Origin of the sequence: Microvirga sp. VF16, assembly GCF_016864375.1 — a bacterium.
In the GTDB taxonomy this organism is placed as follows: domain Bacteria; phylum Pseudomonadota; class Alphaproteobacteria; order Rhizobiales; family Beijerinckiaceae; genus Microvirga.
In genome coordinates this window covers 3,949,037-3,967,585 of the sequence record NZ_CP069354.1, presented here as the reverse complement: position 1 = coordinate 3,967,585, position 18,549 = coordinate 3,949,037, and the positions used below count along the sequence as shown (strand labels likewise).

The 18,549-nt window shown below is 62.4% G+C and carries 17 protein-coding genes; 7 read left to right on the top strand and 10 right to left on the bottom strand.

The annotated features are described in order from the left end of the window. Nucleotides 1-49 precede the first annotated feature (49 nt). Entirely contained in the window at nucleotides 50-1,063 is a 1,014-nt protein-coding gene (locus tag JO965_RS18520) for an asparaginase (protein WP_203440487.1), read from the top strand. A gap of 7 nt (nucleotides 1,064-1,070) precedes the next feature. Here JO965_RS18520 and JO965_RS18515 read toward each other — a convergent pair whose 3' ends face one another. The 4 genes from JO965_RS18515 to JO965_RS18500 all read right to left on the bottom strand — a co-directional run bounded on the left by JO965_RS18515 (nucleotide 1,071) and on the right by JO965_RS18500 (nucleotide 4,425). Beyond that, a complete protein-coding gene (locus tag JO965_RS18515; protein WP_203440486.1) occupies nucleotides 1,071-1,862 on the bottom strand; it encodes a DUF4239 domain-containing protein in 792 nt (263 codons plus the stop codon). Nucleotides 1,863-1,968: 106 nt separating this feature from the next. Further along, on the bottom strand, nucleotides 1,969-2,952 hold the full coding sequence (meaB, locus tag JO965_RS18510; protein ID WP_203440485.1) for a methylmalonyl Co-A mutase-associated GTPase MeaB: 984 nt from the start codon (nucleotides 2,950-2,952) through the stop codon (nucleotides 1,969-1,971). A gap of 97 nt (nucleotides 2,953-3,049) precedes the next feature. Next, nucleotides 3,050-3,535: a RidA family protein gene (locus JO965_RS18505; RefSeq protein ID WP_203440484.1), complete on the bottom strand. Its 486-nt coding sequence runs from the start codon at nucleotides 3,533-3,535 to the stop codon at nucleotides 3,050-3,052. Nucleotides 3,536-3,666: 131 nt separating this feature from the next. Then, the gene (locus JO965_RS18500; RefSeq protein ID WP_203444258.1) at nucleotides 3,667-4,425 is read right to left on the bottom strand and encodes a DUF3750 domain-containing protein; all 759 of its coding nucleotides are present in this window, start codon (nucleotides 4,423-4,425) and stop codon (nucleotides 3,667-3,669) included. A 162-nt stretch (nucleotides 4,426-4,587) separates the two neighbouring features. On the opposite strand from JO965_RS18500, the gene JO965_RS18495 reads away from it, so the two are divergent. Beyond that, nucleotides 4,588-5,559 (top strand): alpha/beta hydrolase, encoded by a 972-nt coding sequence (locus JO965_RS18495; protein WP_203440483.1) that lies wholly within the window; start codon nucleotides 4,588-4,590, stop codon nucleotides 5,557-5,559. Between the two features lie 9 nt (nucleotides 5,560-5,568). Here JO965_RS18495 and scpA read toward each other — a convergent pair whose 3' ends face one another. The 5 genes from scpA to JO965_RS18470 all read right to left on the bottom strand — a co-directional run bounded on the left by scpA (nucleotide 5,569) and on the right by JO965_RS18470 (nucleotide 11,464). Continuing rightward, the gene (scpA, locus tag JO965_RS18490; RefSeq protein WP_203440482.1) at nucleotides 5,569-7,734 is read right to left on the bottom strand and encodes a methylmalonyl-CoA mutase; all 2,166 of its coding nucleotides are present in this window, start codon (nucleotides 7,732-7,734) and stop codon (nucleotides 5,569-5,571) included. Nucleotides 7,735-7,948: 214 nt separating this feature from the next. After that, on the bottom strand, nucleotides 7,949-8,317 hold the full coding sequence (locus JO965_RS18485) for a hypothetical protein (RefSeq protein ID WP_203440481.1): 369 nt from the start codon (nucleotides 8,315-8,317) through the stop codon (nucleotides 7,949-7,951). Nucleotides 8,318-8,463: 146 nt separating this feature from the next. Then, nucleotides 8,464-8,850: a hypothetical protein gene (locus JO965_RS18480; protein WP_246776615.1), complete on the bottom strand. Its 387-nt coding sequence runs from the start codon at nucleotides 8,848-8,850 to the stop codon at nucleotides 8,464-8,466. Between the two features lie 45 nt (nucleotides 8,851-8,895). Next, nucleotides 8,896-10,863, bottom strand: a complete 1,968-nt coding sequence (locus JO965_RS18475; RefSeq protein WP_203440480.1) for a methylmalonyl-CoA mutase family protein — start codon at nucleotides 10,861-10,863, stop codon at nucleotides 8,896-8,898. Between the two features lie 217 nt (nucleotides 10,864-11,080). Next, nucleotides 11,081-11,464 (bottom strand): DUF2267 domain-containing protein, encoded by a 384-nt coding sequence (locus tag JO965_RS18470; protein ID WP_203440479.1) that lies wholly within the window; start codon nucleotides 11,462-11,464, stop codon nucleotides 11,081-11,083. A gap of 123 nt (nucleotides 11,465-11,587) precedes the next feature. Here JO965_RS18470 and JO965_RS18465 point away from each other — a divergent pair, with 123 nt between their 5' ends. The 3 genes from JO965_RS18465 (at nucleotide 11,588) to JO965_RS18455 (ending at nucleotide 15,079) form a co-directional block, all read left to right on the top strand. Then, the gene (locus JO965_RS18465; RefSeq protein ID WP_203440478.1) at nucleotides 11,588-13,126 is read left to right on the top strand and encodes a helicase HerA-like domain-containing protein; all 1,539 of its coding nucleotides are present in this window, start codon (nucleotides 11,588-11,590) and stop codon (nucleotides 13,124-13,126) included. A 31-nt stretch (nucleotides 13,127-13,157) separates the two neighbouring features. Further along, the gene (locus JO965_RS18460; RefSeq protein WP_203440477.1) at nucleotides 13,158-13,616 is read left to right on the top strand and encodes a GNAT family N-acetyltransferase; all 459 of its coding nucleotides are present in this window, start codon (nucleotides 13,158-13,160) and stop codon (nucleotides 13,614-13,616) included. 80 nt (nucleotides 13,617-13,696) lie between these two features. Continuing rightward, nucleotides 13,697-15,079 carry a M20/M25/M40 family metallo-hydrolase gene (locus tag JO965_RS18455; protein ID WP_203440476.1) on the top strand — a complete coding sequence of 461 codons (1,383 nt, stop codon included), beginning with the start codon at nucleotides 13,697-13,699 and terminating at the stop codon, nucleotides 15,077-15,079. A 217-nt stretch (nucleotides 15,080-15,296) separates the two neighbouring features. Here JO965_RS18455 and JO965_RS18450 read toward each other — a convergent pair whose 3' ends face one another. Further along, complete coding sequence (locus JO965_RS18450) at nucleotides 15,297-15,974, bottom strand: haloacid dehalogenase type II (protein ID WP_203440475.1); 678 nt, start codon at nucleotides 15,972-15,974, stop codon at nucleotides 15,297-15,299. A 167-nt stretch (nucleotides 15,975-16,141) separates the two neighbouring features. Between JO965_RS18450 and JO965_RS18445 the strand changes: the two genes are divergently transcribed. Further along, a complete protein-coding gene (locus tag JO965_RS18445; RefSeq protein WP_203440474.1) occupies nucleotides 16,142-17,017 on the top strand; it encodes a branched-chain amino acid aminotransferase in 876 nt (291 codons plus the stop codon). 111 nt (nucleotides 17,018-17,128) lie between these two features. Further along, complete coding sequence (locus tag JO965_RS18440) at nucleotides 17,129-18,475, top strand: esterase-like activity of phytase family protein (RefSeq protein ID WP_203440473.1); 1,347 nt, start codon at nucleotides 17,129-17,131, stop codon at nucleotides 18,473-18,475. Nucleotides 18,476-18,549 lie beyond the last annotated feature (74 nt).

Sequence of the window (18,549 nt, the reverse complement as noted above, 5' to 3'; positions counted from 1 at the left end):
TCTCAAATAAGTGCCTCCACAACACCGCCGCTTTTCATACGGGGCATTGATGGACAATCCTTTTCTTGTCGAGGTTACCCGCGGCAACCTGGTCGAGTCGCGCCACAGGGGCAGCGTCTCGGTGGTCGATGCCGAGGGAGCCTCGGTTCTGTCGATCGGCGATGTGGATCGGCGCGTTTTTCCGCGCTCCGCCGTGAAGGCGCTTCAGACCATGCCGCTGGTCGAGAGCGGCATGGCGGACAAGTACGGCCTGACCGACGAAGAGATCGCGCTTGCCTGCGCCTCCCATTCGGGCGAGCCGGCGCATGCGGCAACCGCCAAGGCCATGCTGGCCAAGGCCGGCCAGGATGTCGGCTGCCTCGAATGCGGCGCACACTGGCCCATGGGCGAGGCCGCCAATCGGGCACTTGCTGCCTCGGGCGGCACCCCGAGTGCCCTGCACAACAATTGCTCGGGCAAGCACGCCGGTTTCATCTGCCTTGCCTGCGGTCAGGGCCAGAACCCGAAAGGCTATGTGCTGGCGGACCATCCGGTCCAGCGCAGTGTGCGTGAGGCCCTGGAGGAAATCACCGGCGCCTGCCATACGGTCGAGAAGAGCGGCATCGATGGCTGCTCCATTCCAACCTATGCGATTCCGCTTCCCTCTCTCGCTTTCGGTTTCGCCCGGTTCGGCACCGGAAGCGGCCTGCCGGGCGATGGAAAAGCCGCGGCGGCCCGGATCCGCAAGGCCGTGGCGCGCCACCCCTTCATGGTGGCAGGCACGGACCGCTTCGACACCAAGCTGATGGAACTTCTCGGCGAGCGCGCCTTCGTGAAGGTTGGCGCCGAGGGTGTCTATTGCGCCTCCCTGCCCGAACTCGGCTATGGCGTCGCCTTGAAGGTCGAGGACGGCAATGCCCGCGCGGCGGAGGCCATGATGGCCGGGCTCGTCCTGCGCTTCCTCACCCTGAGTGCCGAGGAGCGCAAGGCCGTCGAGGCCTTGGCCCAGCCGGTGCTGAAGAACTGGAACGGGATCGAAGTCGGCCAGATTAGGGTCACGCCGGAGATCAAGGGTGCAGCCTAAGGCTGCCTTACGGTCGCGGGTTCATCTGCTGGCGGGCATGGGCGAGGTCGTCCGGCTGAAGGCCGTGCGCGCCATGGAATGGCCGGTCGAGGACGCTGACCATATAGACGACCAGGCCGACGAAGATCATCAGCACGCCGCCGAGAATGAAATGAGTCGATCGTTTCAGGTCGAACAGCCATAGAATGAAGACATTCAGGCCGGCGCCGACGATGACGACCGCCCAGATCACCTTTGGAATGCTGGTCCCCGCCGCCTGAATGCGCAGGCGGCGCTGTTCGATGAAATCCTCGAAGATCCGCAGAGCTGCCTGATGGATGAAATCCTCGGCAGCATCCCGATTGGGCTTGAAGTCGAGGAGCTGGCGGCTCAATTGATCGACCAGCAGCGTTCCGCGTGTGGAGGCCCGATTGCTGCGCTGGGAAGCCCAGCCCGGTCCGATCTCCTCGTCCACATATTGGCGCAGCGTATCCGACATGGCGGTGCGGATCGGTTCCGGATAACCGCTGAAGGTGCGGTAGAGCGCGATGACGCTGGACGCCTCACGCGCCACCGCATCCTGCGCCTTGCCGTAATTATCGAAGACCGCGATGGACAGCAGCGCCAGGAGAACGCCGTAATAGAGCGTGAAGGAATTCAGGAGCAGGCCGACGACCATGTTCGGGTCTCGTTCGCCCCGCAGCAGGCGCCCGACGGCAGGCTGCAGCAGCGCCGAGCCGATCAGCGTCGGCACGACGAAGACAAGGCAAACGATCACGGCGCCCAGGGGAAGGGGCAGTTGATGCAGCCTATCGATCACGACGCGGTTCGCTCTCTTCGTGGCTGACAGTCGTTCCCTGCCGATAGAAGCGGATTTCCCGACCGAGATCAGGTGGAATTCCGGATAATGCCGACAGGGCTTTCCGCTATATCCTTAGCAGCTTTACGATCTCGCTCGCCCCGGCATTCGGCGACAGGGTGCCGTTCGCGATGGCCTTTTCGATCTCCGGCACGCGCTGACGCAGTGCCGGGTCGTGATGAAGACGCTCGTGCAGGCGTTCGTGGACGAGGGCCCACATCCATTTCGTATCCTGCGCCCGGCGCTTGGCGGCAAGCTCTCCCGTCGCTTCCAGGCGCTTGCGATGATCCAGGACCTTGGTCCAGAGCTCGTCGAGGCCTTGCCCGGTGAGCCCTGAGATCGTGAGCACGGGGGGCGTCCAGGTCGCAGAGGCGGGCGCCAGAATATGAAGAGCGGCCTTGTATTCGGCCGCGGCGGCCTTCGCCTTTGCGCTCGCGTCGTCGGCCTTGTTGACGGCGATCAGGTCGGCGAGTTCGAGAATGCCTTTCTTGATGCCCTGCAGCTCGTCGCCCGCGCCCGGCAGCATGAGGACGAGGAAGAAGTCGGTCAGGTCCGCGACGGCGGTCTCCGATTGGCCGACGCCTACCGTTTCCACCAGGATGACGTCGAAGCCGGCGGCCTCGCAGAGCAGCATGGTCTCCCGCGTCTTCGCCGCGACGCCGCCAAGCGTGCCGGAGGAGGGGGAGGGGCGGATGAAAGCATTCGGGTCCGTCGCAAGCCGCGCCATCCGGGTCTTGTCGCCGAGGATCGCGCCGCCGGTGCGGGTGGAGGAAGGATCCACTGCGAGCACGGCGACCTTGTGCCCCTTCTCGGTGAGCATGGAGCCCAGTGTGTCGATGGTGGTGGATTTGCCGACGCCCGGAACACCGGTGATGCCGATACGCACCGCATGGCCCGTGTGGGACATCAACTCCTGAAGGAGCGCACGCGCCGCCTCGCGATGATCCGGGCGGCGCGATTCCATGAGAGTGATGGCACGCGCAAGCGCAGCCCGGTCGCCTTTCGCGACCATCTCCGTCGTCACAGCCGTTCTTGGTGAGCCCCCGGTCATGTGAGAGCTTTAGCGCATCGTACGGAAAAGTGGATACGGATTTTGACCCCTCTGGTGTCCATTGCTTTCGCTGCAGTCAAAAGGGAAGCCAGCGTCGCTAATGGCGGATCATCACCTCCGCTTCAACTTCGACGGCGAAGTTGAAGGGAAGACCTGCGACGCCGATGGCTGAGCGGGAGTGCCGTCCGATCTCGGGTCCGAACACGTCGAGAATCAGTTCTGAAAAGCCATTGATCACAGCCGGCGGCTTATCAAAGCCATGCACGCAGTTCACCATGCCAAACACCCGGTACCAGCCGGTGATCCGATCGAGGTCGCCCAACTCGCGCTGAAGGCTCCCGAGCATCGACAGGCCCACCTTCCTGGCGATTTCTCGTCCCTGCTCGATCGAGACCTGATCTCCCACAGCTCCGAAAGGACCAGCAAGGCGACCGTCCGGTTCCTGAGGGCCATGCCCCGATATCAAGGCGCGGTCGCCTCGCACATTCACCCAGGGGAAGGGCAAGACTACGCTGGGAGGAACCTGCACGGGGGGCGGCAGGGCCAATCCAAGTTCCTTCAACCGTGCTCCGACCTTCGACATCCAATCCTCCTCGTTCGTTGCTCAGATCGAAGATGACTGTCGCGCATGCAAATGAACAGAGGTGCTGACTTTCGATAAACAGATCGATGGAGCGCCGGAGCTTTCTCCCGAACGATGCGCTCATCAATGCATCACCAGATGATCGGATCCATGCCGATTCGTCCCCAGGCGGGAATCTTGATGGCGGGGCGGCGGATATCGATGCCGGCCACGAGGCCCATGAAGTCGATCTCGATCCCCTCGACCCAGCCGAGCGCGATGCCGGCATAGCCGCCGAGCGAAACTTGGATTCCGGTGCGGCTTGGGGTCAGGCCGACGATGTCCCGCCAGGGCTGCCAGTCCTTCCCGAGGGCCGTGGGCGGCAGAGCCGCGCCGAGTTCGGGAACCGAGCGCATGACATGGGCCACGAAGGTGTTCGAGTTTGGACCGGGCCAGGCATTGTAGGCGCCGAAGGACTGGTAGGGATAGCTCGCCACTGCCTGACGTACCTGTGGGATCAGCCGTTCCGCTGCTTCGCCCTCGATCACGACGACAGGGTGCGGCGCATTGCCGAACCAACGGCCATCCGGCGCCCAGCCGTTGGTGCGGACCGGGCTGCCCCAACCGACTTTGTCGTAGCGGGTATAGGTGGTGGCGCCGGCTTCCTTCACCACGACCCAGGTGTGGTGGGCGAAGATGCCGCGCCAGCGGCCGACGCGCGCCGCGTAGATCGCCACGAGGGCCTGAGGCGCTTCGGTGATCGCCGGCAGGAGTTTCGCACTGGTCCAGTCGGCCGCGCGCCAGCTCGGCGCGATATCGTCGCGCATGGTCCACCAGAGCGCATGGGTCCCGAGAGGCAGGAGAAAAAGGCCGACGATGACAAGGAAAATGCGGGACAAAAAGGCAAGCATCACGGCACGGTACGTGCGCTCCCTCAGAGCATCAAGGCGACGGGCCGACGCCCTCGTTCACCATTGAGTTACCATATTTCCGATTGAGGCGACCTCTGCCTTGCGCATGCCATGATCGCGGACAAAACAGCACTGCCTCATTGTCTCTTGAAATCCGGCCTCATGCTCTTCCCCGTTTCCCGTCTTGCTCTCGTGTGCCTTGCCAGCCTTGCCCTGTCCGGTTGCCTCGGAGAGGAAACGGCCCTCACAAGCCCGATCTCGTCGCAGGTCGGGTTGGCAAGAGATCCAAAGCTTCTGGTTGCGACCACGCGGCTCCCGGTGGGCGATCCGCCGAAGAGGCCCTGGTTCAGCAGCGAACGCTCCGCGGATCTGGTCTTCGCGGAAGCGCGCCTGAAGCCGCCATCCGATTCTCTCATCGGGACCAGCGGCTGGAGCATCGCCAAGGTCGATTCGGTGGATCGCAGCAATGCGGCGCAGGCTTTTGCCCAGGCGGCCTTCGGACACAACCTGCTGCTCTACATTCACGGCTACAAGGAAAGCTTCGAGACGGCGGCGACCTCGACCGTCGATCTCTCGGAGGGCATCAAGTTCGGCGGTGTGACGGGTCTGTTCACCTGGCCGTCGGCGGCCTCGACCTTCAGCTACGTCGCCGACCGCGAAAGCGCCATGTGGTCCCGCGATGCCTTGGAGGACCTGCTCACCGCCATCGCCAAGACCCCGAGCGGCGGGCGCATCCACATCGTCGCCCACAGCATGGGCACGCTGCTGACGTTGGAGACCTTAAGGATGCTGCGCGCCTCCGGCGGCGAGAACGCCATGGAGCGCATCGGTGCCGTGGTGTTGGCAGCTCCTGACATCGATATCGACCTTTTCGCCCGCGGCTTGGAGCGTCTGGGTCCGGATGCGAAGAAGATCACCGTCATCAGTTCCACCAATGACCGGGCGCTCGCCGTCTCAAGTCGTCTTGCGGGCGGCATCATCCGGGCCGGAGCGGCGGATCGCGAGCGGCTGGAATCGTTGGGCGTGCGCGTGGCCGACGCCTCCGAGTTCGGCGGCGGCATCATCAATCACGATCTCTTCCTGACGAACAAGGAAGTGCAGCAGGTGATCAAACGGGCGATCGAGCGGTCTTAAAGATCGCCGTTACTCTGCCGCCTGCTTCGGGCCGTATCCGAGCCGTTTGTTCAAGTCTCCGATCAGGTTCACCGCCGCGTCCGCGATCACGGTGCCGGGCGGGAAGATCGCCGAGGCGCCGGCTTCGTAAAGCGCGTCGAAATCCTGCGGCGGGATCACGCCGCCGACCACGATCATGATGTCCGCGCGATCGTATTTGGCGAGTTCGGCTTTCAGCTCCGGCACCAGCGTCAGGTGGCCTGCCGCCAGCGACGACACGCCGATGATATGTACATCGTTCTCAATCGCCTGACGGGCCGCCTCCGCCGGTGTCGCGAAGAGCGGGCCGATATCCACGTCGAAGCCGAGATCGGCAAAGGCGGAGGCGATCACCTTCTGGCCGCGATCGTGCCCATCCTGGCCCATCTTGGCGACGAGAATGCGCGGACGGCGACCGTCGTCATGCTCGAACTCTTCCACCAGATGGCGGACTTTCTCTATGGCTGGCGACGTCACGCCTATCTCCCGCTTGTACACGCCCGAGATCGACTTGATCTCGGCCCGGTGGCGGCCCCAGACTTGTTCCAGCGCGTCGGAAATCTCGCCGACTGTCGCCTTGGCGCGGGCTGCCTTCACGGCCAGATCGAGCAAGTTGCCTTCGCCGGACGCGGCCACCTGTGACAGGGCGTTGAGAGCGGCCTCCACATCGGTCTGATTGCGTTCGGCTTTGAGACGATTGAGCTTCTCGATCTGGCTTGTGCGCACGGCGACGTTGTCGACTTTCAGAATGTCGATGGAGGCTTCATCCGTCGTGCGGAAGGCGTTGACGCCGACGATCTTCTGATGGCCGGAATCGATGCGGGCCTGCGTGCGGGCGGCAGCCTCCTCGATCTTCAGCTTCGGAATGCCGGCTTCGATGGCCTTCGCCATGCCGCCCAGTTCCTCGACCTCCTGGATATGCGCCCAGGCCTTCTGCGCGAGCTCATAGGTGAGGCGCTCGACATAATAGGAGCCGCCCCAGGGATCGATGATGCGCGTCGTGCCGCTTTCCTGCTGCAGGAAAAGCTGCGTGTTGCGCGCGATGCGGGCCGAGAAGTCGGTCGGCAGTGCCAGCGCCTCGTCGAGCGCGTTGGTGTGCAGCGATTGCGTGTGGCCTTGCGTTGCCGCCATCGCCTCGATGCAGGTACGGGTGACGTTGTTGAACACGTCCTGCGCGGTGAGCGACCAGCCCGAGGTCTGTGAGTGCGTGCGTAAGGGAAGCGACTTCTCGCTCTGCGGATTGAAACCCTTCACGAGCTTGGCCCAGATGAGGCGCGCGGCACGCATCTTGGCCACTTCCATGAAGAAGTTCATGCCGACCGCCCAGAAGAACGACAGGCGCGGCGCGAACCGGTCGATGGTCAGCCCCGCCGCGATGCCGGCGCGGATGTATTCGACACCGTCCGCGAGGGTATAGGCCAGTTCGAGATCCTGCGTCGCGCCGGCCTCCTGCATGTGGTAGCCGGAGATCGAGATCGAGTTGAACTTCGGCATGTTCTGCGACGTATAGCCGAAGATGTCCGAGATGATGCGCATCGACCCTTTCGGCGGGTAGATATAGGTGTTGCGCACCATGAACTCTTTCAGGATGTCGTTCTGGATCGTGCCGGAGAGCTTTTGCGGCGGCACGCCCTGTTCTTCCGCCGCGACGATGTAGAGGGCGAGCACCGGCAGAACCGCGCCGTTCATGGTCATCGACACGCTCATCTGGTCGAGCGGAATGCCGGCGAACAGCGTGCGCATGTCGTAGATGGAATCGATGGCAACACCCGCCATGCCGACATCGCCCGCCACGCGCGGATGATCGGAATCGTAGCCGCGATGGGTCGCGAGGTCGAAGGCGACCGAGAGACCCTTCTGGCCGGCCGCAAGGTTGCGGCGGTAGAAGGCGTTGGAATCCTCAGCCGTGGAGAAGCCGGCGTACTGGCGCACGGTCCAGGGCTGGTTGACATACATGGTGGGGTAGGGACCGCGCAGGAACGGCGCGAGGCCCGGATAGGTATCGAGGAAATCGAGCCCGACGCGATCCTCAGGGCCATAGGCTCCCTTGACCGCGATGCCCTCCGGCGTCAGCCAGGGCTCGGAGGCAGGCTGCGAGGAGGATGCCAGGGGAGCGTCCATGAAAGCGACGCTCGAAAAGTCCGGGATGCTGGTCATGGCCTTGGAACGGATGCCCTTGACGAATGAAACAATGTGAACAGCTTCATTTTAGGACATCCGGCACCGGGATGCTATCGGAGCATGGTAGGGGCTGCCTGCGATGCCATCCCCGGCGAGCCGAAGGCGAGGGAAGGAGGTCCACGATCAGGCGCGGTGCTATGGATTCCCTCCCCCTCCGCTACTTTCCGGCCGGGAATGACACTGCAACTCATCACCCGCGCTTCTCAGCATTCCAATAACCCGAGCAGACCCGACCGCCCGAGGTCGACCAGGTGCCGCGACCCATATTCCCCGACAGCCGGCCGGAGACATTGGCCCGGTCCTGACCGCGGGAGATGCTGGCGGAGACGGAGCCGTTCGGTCTGACTTGGCCGTTCACGTTGAAGTTCTCCGGCCCGCCGTAGCGGGCGCGGCCGTTCTGGACGACGACCGCGTAACGATAGGCTCGGTCGCAGGCGCCTTGCTCGGTGACGACTTCCACGCTCCAGTTGCCATCGAACCGGTTTGTCTGTGCTTGGGCGTGGGAAGCAACAAGCGACGACATAACAACGGCTGCGCCAAGCCAGGACATCACACGCATGGAACGCTCCAAAACATTAAGAATGGGCTGAACCAACGTGAGGTTTCCGGGCGAGTTCCTGCTTTGTCTTTCAGCTTTGTGTGAACCATGAAAAAGCCGCTGCATCGACGGATGCAGCGGCTTTTGGAGCATCAATGAAGGGATAATCAGACGTCGCGAGAGCGCTTCTGCGCCGTCCAGCGTCCGGAACAGCCGAGCATGGCAAGTTGCCAAGTTCCAGATCCGACTTTGCCGTTGAGGCGTCCATTGGCATCCACCTTGGCAATGCTTCGGCGGATATCGAGATCAACCGCGCCGTCCGAGCCGATCCGACCCGACACAGTGGTCGGAGAATCGCCGGGATTGAGCAGATAGCGCACATTCCCGTTCTCGATGGCGATGGAATAATTGTAACTGCTGTCGCAGACACCGGAATCCGTCACCATCCGCACGCTCCAGGTACCGTCGTGACTGCTGGCGGGAGCAGCAACGGCGCTGCCGACCAGGATAGTGCCGAGGCCCAGGGCCACAGCCAATTGCTTCGTGAAAGTCAAAACCGTGCTCCTCTCCGGTCATTGGCCAGGAGGAGCCTCACAGATCTAGGCGCAGGACTCGTCGAGAGCCTGGCTCAGAACCTTGAGGGTGTCGCACCCAGCAAAAATAAAGTTGGTGATGCCGGCGCGGGTCAGCTCATTTTCGCGTTCGCCCGGGCGCCCTGCGAGGTAGATGAGTTTCGATCCCGCGGAACGCAAGGTTTCTGCGGCATCAAGAGCGTGTTTTTCATAAATTTCATCCGTCGAGCAGATGCAGGACAGCTTGGCTTTGCTTGCCAGATAGGCTCGCTGAAGCTTGTCATTGTCAGAGAAACCATCGTTCATGATGGCTTCTATTCCGCCGGCCTCGAAGAAATTCTTGGCGAAGGTGGCGCGGGCCGTGAAGGCGGAAATCGGCCCCAGATTGGCGAGAAAGACCTTGGGGCGCTCGCCGGTCTTGGCCTGATAGGCATCGGAGAGATCGCGCAGGCGCTCGAAATGTTCGGCCGTCCGGATGGAGGGCAGGGGCGCGATGGAGACCGGCGAAGGGCCGGAGGCAGCGTTAGCGAGTTGGGGCAGGGTTGCGCCTTGTCCGGCCATCTGCACGAGTGTGGCAAAAGACGTTTCTGCAGAGGCCGGGGATGAAGGCGATGGCGAGGAAGCTGCGCTTTTCTCGGTCTCGGACATCGGCAGTAGGACCGTGACATCCGCCTCATTGATGTTCGGGAACTCGCTGGTGCCGGTGATCGGCTCCTTGCGGGTGGCGGCGGCCTTCTCCCGCTGGGCTTGCACGGCGGCGATGCCGGCCTGAAGCTTGTCGCTCTTCAGGCTCTCCAGAATGCCACCTTCACGCTCGATCTCCTGGAACAGCGACCATGCCTTTTCGCACAGCGCCTCGGTGAGCGCTTCGAACCCACCAGCGCCCGCTGCCGGATCGGCGACGCGGGCGAGGTTCGATTCATCGAGCAGGATCAGCTGCGTATTGCGTGCGATCCGGCGGGCGAAGGCATCGGGCAGGCCGAGCGCGACGGTGAAGGGCAGCACCGTGATCGTATCCGCCCCGCCGATCCCGGCCGAGAAAGCGGCCACCGTGGTGCGCAGCATGTTCACCCACGGATCGCGCCTTGTGGTCATGCGCCAGGCGGTTTCCGCATGCAGGCGGATCGGGCTCGGCTCCAGGCCGCAGGCCTGCTCGATCCGCGCCCAGAGACGACGCAGGGCGCGCAGCTTGGCGACGGTGAGAAACTCGTCCGCATCGGCCACGAGCAGGAAAGAGAGCGCTCGGCGGGCGGCGTCGAGCGCATGGCCCCGCGCCTCGAGCGCTCGCAGGTAGCCGACACCGGTTGCCAGCACGGCGGCAAGCTCCTGCGCCTCGCTGGCGCCGGCCTCGTGATAGACCCGTCCATCGGCCAGGAAGGCGCGGCCGGCAAAGCCTTGAGCCGTCAGATGCTCAAGCGTGTCGCCCATGCGTTGGGCCATAGCATCCCAGGAGGCCGACATCCGCCCTTGAGCGGCCATGGCGCCAATGGGATCGAGGCCGAGATCGGCGGAGAGCTCGGACAGCTTGTGGCCGCGCCGCTCGGCCAAGGCGAGGATCAGCGCCGCCATCTGCCGGCCATGGACGCCGGCATCGATGCGCAGGTGGATGAGATCGAGCATCACACCCGACAGCGCCCGGTCGAGCTCGTCGAGGCTGTCGATCCGCACACCGAAGCCCCGCGCGGCCGGAGCCTTATGGGTCACCAGCGTCAGCGCATCCGCACCGCCTTCGAGATCGAGCAGGGCGAGTTCGTTCGCCTTTTGCTGATCGGGATGGTCGATCCGCTGCGACACCCGCCAGCGTCCGGCCTGCTCGCGCGCAATCGGCGTGGATCCTTCCGCTTTCGGATAGAGCGGCTGGATGGCGATGCCGTCATGGCTGCGTGAGACAAGCTTCTTCTGGAAGTCCGCGCCCTTCAGTACGCCTTCGACGAGCTTGAGCCATTGCTCGCGGGTTGCTAGCGGGAAGTCGGTGGCAAGGGGCAGATCGTCCATGGGTATCCTCATCGGGAGGAGGGCAGCGCGAGTTGCGCCGGACAATACCGGGACGAGGAGGTGGTGGGAATGCCTCTAAGGAACGAGAAGCCGGTGTCATCCCGGACGAAGCGCAGCGGAGATCCGGGATCGTTGGCAGAATCAAGCGCAGATCTCTGGGAACGATCCCGGGTTCTGCTGTGCAGCCCCGGGATGACGAGTTGTGACGCCGAAACGCTTAAACGAACTGCGAGAGGCCGGGGATTGAGCCGACAATGGGGCCCATTACGTCCTCGCCCGCCTTCTCGCGGCCATAGGCGAAGAGTTCCTTGCCCAGCGGCTGCATCTGGCCCATGGAGACGCCGATGCCCATGAGTTGGCCGCCGAGCGCCATCACGCCGCCGCCCATGGAGCCCATCATGCCCATGAGGCCACCACCGCTGCCGCCGCTCTTCGATTCCTTGATCGCTTCCTGAGCACCCGGTAGGGCCGCGATCAGCTGATTGACCTCAGCCTGCGGTCCTTCCTTCTGGAGATAGCCCAGAATGATGCCGATGGCCTTGCGGGCGGTTGCCTGTTCGAGGCCGGTCTTCTGCGTCACGCGGGCGATGAGCTCTTCCATCTGATTCTCCTGAAACTGGAATGGTGTTGATGGTTCACATATAAACCATCAAATCAAGAAATCCGAGAGTGAAAACTCGCGGCAACGCTTCTAAGATCCATGGACAGATTCTGGAGAGACGCAATGCTTCAAGACGGAAAGATCTTCATCGGCAAGAGCACCAAGCCGGAATATCTGGATCTGAGGCTGGCCAATCGCCACGGCCTGGTGACGGGCGCTACGGGCACGGGCAAGACCGTTTCGCTCCAGGTGCTGGCCGAAGGATTTTCCAACGCGGGCGTCCCGGTTTTTGCTGCGGACATCAAGGGCGATCTCTCCGGCATGGCGGCTCCCGGCAACGGCAAGGAGCCCCTGGTCAAACGCGCCAAGGAAATCGGCATCGACTACGTGCCCGATAAATTTCCGGTGGTGTTCTGGGACCTGTTCGGCGAACAGGGCCATCGCGTGCGGGCGACCATTTCCGAGATGGGGCCGCTGCTTCTCTCCCGCCTGCTCGACCTCAATGACACGCAGGAGGGCGTGCTCAACATCGCCTTCCGCATCGCCGACGAGCAGGGATTGCTGCTGCTCGATCTGAAGGATCTCCGGGCGCTGCTGCAGCTCATCGCCGATAATGCAGGTGAACTGACAACCGCCTACGGCAATGTGTCGAAGGCCACCATCGGCACGATCCAGCGGCAGCTCCTCGTGCTGGAAAACCAGCAGGGCGACGAGTTCCTCGGCGAGCCGGCGCTCGACATCAAGGATCTGATGCGCACGGATCGCGACGGACGCGGCGTCGTCAATATTCTCGCTGCGGACAAGCTCATGAGCAACCCGCGTCTCTACGCCACTTTCCTCCTGTGGCTGATGTCCGAATTGTTCGAGGAACTGCCGGAAGTCGGCGATGTCGATCAACCCAAGCTCGTCTTCTTCTTCGACGAGGCGCACCTCCTCTTCAACGATGCGCCGAAGGCTCTCGTCGAGACGGTCGAGCGCGTGGTTCGCCTGATCCGTTCGAAAGGCGTCGGCATCTATTTCATCACGCAGAACCCGGTCGATGTGCCCGAGAGCGTGCTGGCGCAGCTCGGCAACCGGGTGCAGCATGCGTTGCGCGCCTATACCCCGCGCGAGCAGAAGGCCGTGCGCGTGGCGGCACAGACCTTCCGTCAGAATCCGGCCTTCGATACGGAGAAGGCCATCACCGAACTCGGTGTCGGCGAGGCCCTGGTCTCGACGCTGGAAGGCAAGGGCGCGCCGTCCATGGTGGAGCGCACGCTGATCGCTCCGCCGATGGCGCAGGTCGGGCCGATCGAGCTCACCGAGAGGCAACAGATCATCGCGTCGAGCCCCATGAGAGGCAAATACGACCAGCCGGTCGATCCGGAATCCGCCTATGAGATGCTTGCCAAGCGGGCCGAGCAGGCGGCCGTCGAGGCCAAGGCGGCGGAAGGAGGTGGCGGCATCCTCGACATGCTCGGCGGCCTCTTCGGAACGACCGGCGCGCGCAAGGGCTCGATGACCGTGACGCAGCGGGTGACCCGTGAGGTCACACGCACCATCGTCAATCAGACGGTGGGGAACTTGGCCGCCGAGATCGGCAAGTCCATCGGCGGCCGTCAGGGCAGCTCCATCGGCCGCGCCATCGTGCGCGGAACCCTGGGCGGATTACTGAGGCGGTAAACATCAGCCGATATCTCGCTTGGCATGGACGATGCAGAATATTCGCCTCGCATATCCCATAGATCTTGCCGCTGTCGAAGCGATCGTCCGGGCCGCCTATACACGGTATATCTCGCTCATCGGGCAAAAGCCCGGACCGATGAGCGACGACTATTCTACGTTAATCGAGAATCAGTGCGTCTATGTCCTCGTCAGCGAGAATAAACTCGTTGGCATGCTTGTTCTTCTTCCAGAGGGCGAAGTCATGCTTCTCGATAATGTGGCCGTCGATCCGGATATGCAGGGGCGGGGATATGGGCGTGAGCTAATCGCTTTTGCGGAAAAGCTTTCCGTCGAACGCGGGTTCAGAGCCATCCGGCTCTATACGAACGAGGCTATGACGGAAAACATTGGTCTCTATAAACGTCTTGGGTTTGTAGAAACGCATCGAGCCGAGGAGAAGGGCTTTCGGCGTGTCTATATGACGAAGTCTCTGGCCCCCTCATCCTGATTCAAAACCTCGGACTTGCGATCACCTGGGCGATGAGAGTACCTCTTGATGCGACCCCGTCCACAAGGCAGTTGCTCTCCATGTCCCATCTCGACCAAGTTCTTCAGCGCATCGACTCCGACCTCGACGCCTCTCTGGAGCGGCTGTTCCAGTGGCTGAAAGTGCCCTCCATCTCCACCGATCCTGCCTATAAGGATCATTGTCGCATTGCCGGGCAATGGCTTGTCGATGAGCTGAAAGGCATCGGTGTCGAGGCCTCCTTGCGCGAGACGGGCGGGCACCCGGTGGTGCTCGGACATGCCAGCGGCGAGGCGAAGTTGCATGTGCTCTTCTACGGCCATTACGACGTGCAGCCCGTCGACCCGCTCGAACTTTGGGAAACGCCGCCCTTCGAGCCGCGTATCATCACGCTTGCCGATGGCCGCAAGGCCATCAGCGCACGCGGCTCTGCCGACGACAAGGGGCAGGTGATGACTTTCGTCGAGGCCTGCCGTGCCTGGAAGGCCGTGACGGGTTCGCTGCCGATCAACATCACTTTCTTCGTCGAGGGTGCGGAGGAGGACGGCTCCAAATTCCTGCCCGAATTCATCGTCGCCAACAAGGACGAGCTGAAGGCCGATGTGGCCCTCGTCTGCGACACGGGCATGTGGGATCAGGATACGCCGGCCATCACGTCGTCCTTGCGCGGCATGGTCTATGAGGAGGTGATCGTTCGCTGCGCCGATCGCGACCTGCATTCCGGCGCCTTCGGCGGTGCTGCGCGCAATCCGATTCATGTTCTCTCGAAAATCATCGCGGCCATTCACGACGATAACGGTCGAATCACGATCCCGGATTTCTACGAAGGCGTACCGGAAACGCCGACGCAGGTTCTCGAACAGTGGAAAGGCCTCAATCTCACCGAGGAGGAATTCCTTGGCCAGATCGGCCTGAAGCATTCCGCCGGCGAGAAGGGGCGCATGCTGATCGAGCAGATCCAGTCGCGCCCCACATGCGACGTGAACGGCATCATCGGCGGCTATACGGGCGAGGGGACCAAGACCGTGATCGCGGCCGAAGCCCGCTGCAAGATCTCCTTCCGCCTCGTAGGGGATCAGGATCCGGCGAAGATCTCTGCGAATTTCGAAACCTTTGTGCGCGAACGCATTCCCGCCGATTGCTCGGTGGAGTTCATCCGGCACAAGGGCTCGCGAGCGCTCGCCCTGCCGCACGACTTCCCGGCGATCACGGCGGCGAAATCGGCGCTTCACGACGAATGGAAGAAGGATCCCATCGTCATCGGCATGGGTGGTTCGATCCCGGTCGGCGGCGATTTCAAGCGCACGCTGGGCCTCGACACCCTCTTCGTCGGCTTCGGCCTCGACGACGACCGCATCCATTCGCCGAACGAGAAATACGACCTTAAGAGCTTCCACAAAGGCACCCGTTCCTGGGCGCGGATTCTGGCGGCATTGGCGAAGTAGTCTCCACTCCACATTGTCATTCCGGGGCGGCTCGTAGAGCCGAGCCCGGAATCCATAGCCGCTAGTGCATCGTGCGGAAAAGTGGACCCGGTTTTCCACATCCATCCGATGCTCTAACGATGCAGAATGACGCTCGACGCTGATCATCTCTCTTTGAGATGTTGTGTTTATGGATTCCGGGCTCCGCTACGCTGCCCCGGAATGACAGTGAAGCGTCTCACACCAATTCCCTGAGTGACGAAATCACCGCGTTTGGGGCAAGCTCAACATATTCATCCGGCAATCCGAGCCGGTTCACCCAGACCGGCGTGAACCCGATTGCGGCAGCGCCTGCGATGTCCCAGCGATTGGAGGAAACGAAGACCACTTCGTTTGTAGCGACGGACAGCGCCTGCAACACGAGTTCATAGGTACGCGGGCTCGTTTTGAATACCTGTGCCGCATCAACCGACAGGATCACGTCAAGATCGTCGGCAAGGGCTGCTGACTCCACCGCGGCGTTCAACATGCCCGGATCGCCGTTCGACAGGATGCCTGTTTTTAGCCCTTGACCTCGCAAGGCGGTCAGCGTCTCTCGCACCTCCGGGTAGGCATCAAGACTGCGATAAGCTTCCAGCAGGAGCGGCCTGACCGAACTGTCAATCTGTGGAAACCGCGCGAAGGCATAATCGAGCGCCTTCTCGGTCAGGGTCCAGAAGGGCTCGTAGCGGCCCGCGAGCGACAGCACCCAGGAATATTCGAGTTGCTTCGCGCGCCAGACTTCCGAGAAACGCGCCGCATCCGGACCGACTGCAGCCATGTGGCGGACGACAGCCGAATGCACATCGAACAATGTTCCATAGGCGTCGAAGATGACGGCCTTCGTGCTGGCGGGGATAAGAGCAGAAAAGGACATGGGGCGATGGTCTCATTGGCGAAAAGCCATGGCAATCCGACCAATGATCAGTCTGTCTCATGGAACTCATCACAAGTCTTTATGCCCTAATCGCCGAAGGAACGATTGACGGTCGGGCCTCTAGGGGATTCGATACGACAGGCATTCTGACCCAAAGGACGAGACAAGTGGCTTGGCATTCGCAGACCTGGAACTGGTTCAATGGCGCGTGGCATGAGGGCAATCCGCCCCTGATCGGGCCACGTTCCCACGTATCCTGGCTCGGCTCCTCCGTGTTCGATGGCGCCCGCGTGTTCGAGGGCGTTGCGCCCGATCTCGACCGGCATTGCGCGCGCGTGAATCGCTCGGCGCCCACCATTGGCCTCAAGCCCACCATGGATGTCCAGACGATGCTGGATCTCGTGCGCGAGGGCGTAAAGAAGTTCGCTCCGGGCACGGCCCTATACGTTAAGCCCATGTATTGGGGCGAGGCCGAGGGCTTGGCCACCATCGCGCCGGATCCGGAATCGACCCAGTTCTGCCTCTCTCTCTTCGAGGCGCCGATGCCGGTGCCGGGTGGCCTCTCGGTGATGAAGTCGAGCTTCCGCCGCCCGACGCTCGAATCCATGCCGACCGACGCGAAAGCGGGCGCACTCTATCCCAACAATGCCCGCGTGCTTCGCGAGGCGAAGGAGAAGGGTTTCGACAACGCGCTCGTCTGCGACGCGCTCGGCAACATCGCCGAAACCGGCACGTCCAACGTCTTCATGGCCAAGGACGGCGTGGTCTATACGCCTTATCCAAACGGCACGTTCCTGAACGGCATCACCCGTCAGCGCGTGATCCAGCTCCTGCGCGACGACGGTGCGACGGTGGTCGAAGGAACCCTGCGCTATGAGGACTTCGCCAGCGCCGACGAGATCTTCATCTCGGGCAACTATTCCAAGGTGATGCCGGTACTGCGCATCGACAGCCGCGATCTTCAGCCTGGCCCGTTCTATCGTCGCGCCCGCGAGTTCTACTGGGCCTTCGCCCACGACAAGGGGATTCTCAAGGCCGCTTGATGCGGTCGGAAATTTCCCTAACGTCATCGACTTGTCGTCGATCTGTTAACGGACGGACATCGGGCTCCTGCAAGAGCAGCCTCGCTTGAACAAGCAAACGAGGTTTTCACGATGTCCGTCCGTCTTCTCGCGGCGCTGCCGCTGACCGTGCTGCTCTGCACAAGTGCCCTGGCGCAGCAGCAATTTCCGGCCGTCCTTGCAGGCCATGCCGTTCTGCCCGCCCTGAGCTTCGTCGATGCTCCTGCGGATGCACCCGCCGATCTGAAGATTTCCGGCAAGTTCACGACGGGCAAGCGCGTCGAGGCTCTAGGAGCCGTCGAGGGCACCTCGGGCGACCGTCCGACCGGCGTGAAGCTGCCCTTCCGCGGCCAGCCGCTTCAGGGCCATTCCGGCATCAAGTCGGTCGGCGACGGCACCTTCTGGGTCATCACCGACAACGGCTTCGGCTCTAAGGCCACCTCGCCGGATTCGATGCTCTATCTCAACCGCCACCGCATCGACTGGAACAAGGGGGCGGTCGAGCGTCTCGAGACGGTGTTCCTGCACGATCCGGACAAGAAGGTCCCGTTCCGCATTGCCAATGAGGCGACCGAGAAGCGGTATCTCACGGGTTCCGATTTCGACATCGAGAGCTTCCAACCCATCGGCGACAAGATCTGGATCGCCGAGGAGTTCGGCCCCTACCTGATCAAGGCTGACCGCTCCGGCAAGATCGAAGCCATCTATGAGACCCTGATCGATGGCAAGCCCGCCCGTTCGCCCGACCATTATGCGGTGACGACGCCTGCGGCTCCTAACGCGACCGTCAATTTCAACGTGCGCCGCTCCAAGGGCTATGAAGGCATGGCCGCTTCCAAGGACGGCAAGTTCCTCTATGCGCTTCTCGAAGGTCCCGTCTGGGACGCTGAAAAGAAGCAATGGGAGAATGTCGACGGACGCGAATATCTGCGCATCCTCGAATTCGATGTGGCGAACGAGAAGTGGACCGGCCGCCACTGGAAATACGGTCTCGACCAGAACGGCCTCGCCATTGGCGACTTCAACATGATCGATGGCACCACCGGTCTCGTCATCGAGCGCGACAACGGCGAAGGCACGGCCGACAAGGCCTGCCCACAGGGTGTAAAGCGGCCCGATTGCTTCCAGGATGTCGCGAAGTTCAAGCGTATCGTGAAGATCGAATTGTCGGATGCGAATGTGAACAGTGCCGTGCGCAAGATCGGCTATGTTGACCTGATGCAGATCGCCGATCCAAACAAGAAGGCGAAGAAGCCCCTCAATGACACTATGCTGACCTTCCCGTTCTTCACCATCGAGAATGTGGATGTGGTCGACGAGCGCCACATCGTCGTCGGCAACGACAACAATCTGCCGTTCTCCACAAGCCGCGAGCCCAACAAGCAGGACGACAACGAATTCGTCCTGCTCGACGTTACGGACCTGCTGAAGGCTCAGTGAGCGCGTCGTGTCATCAGCGCCGGCCCAGAGGGTCGGAATGACATCCTCTACGTCATCACCGGCCTTGTGCCGGT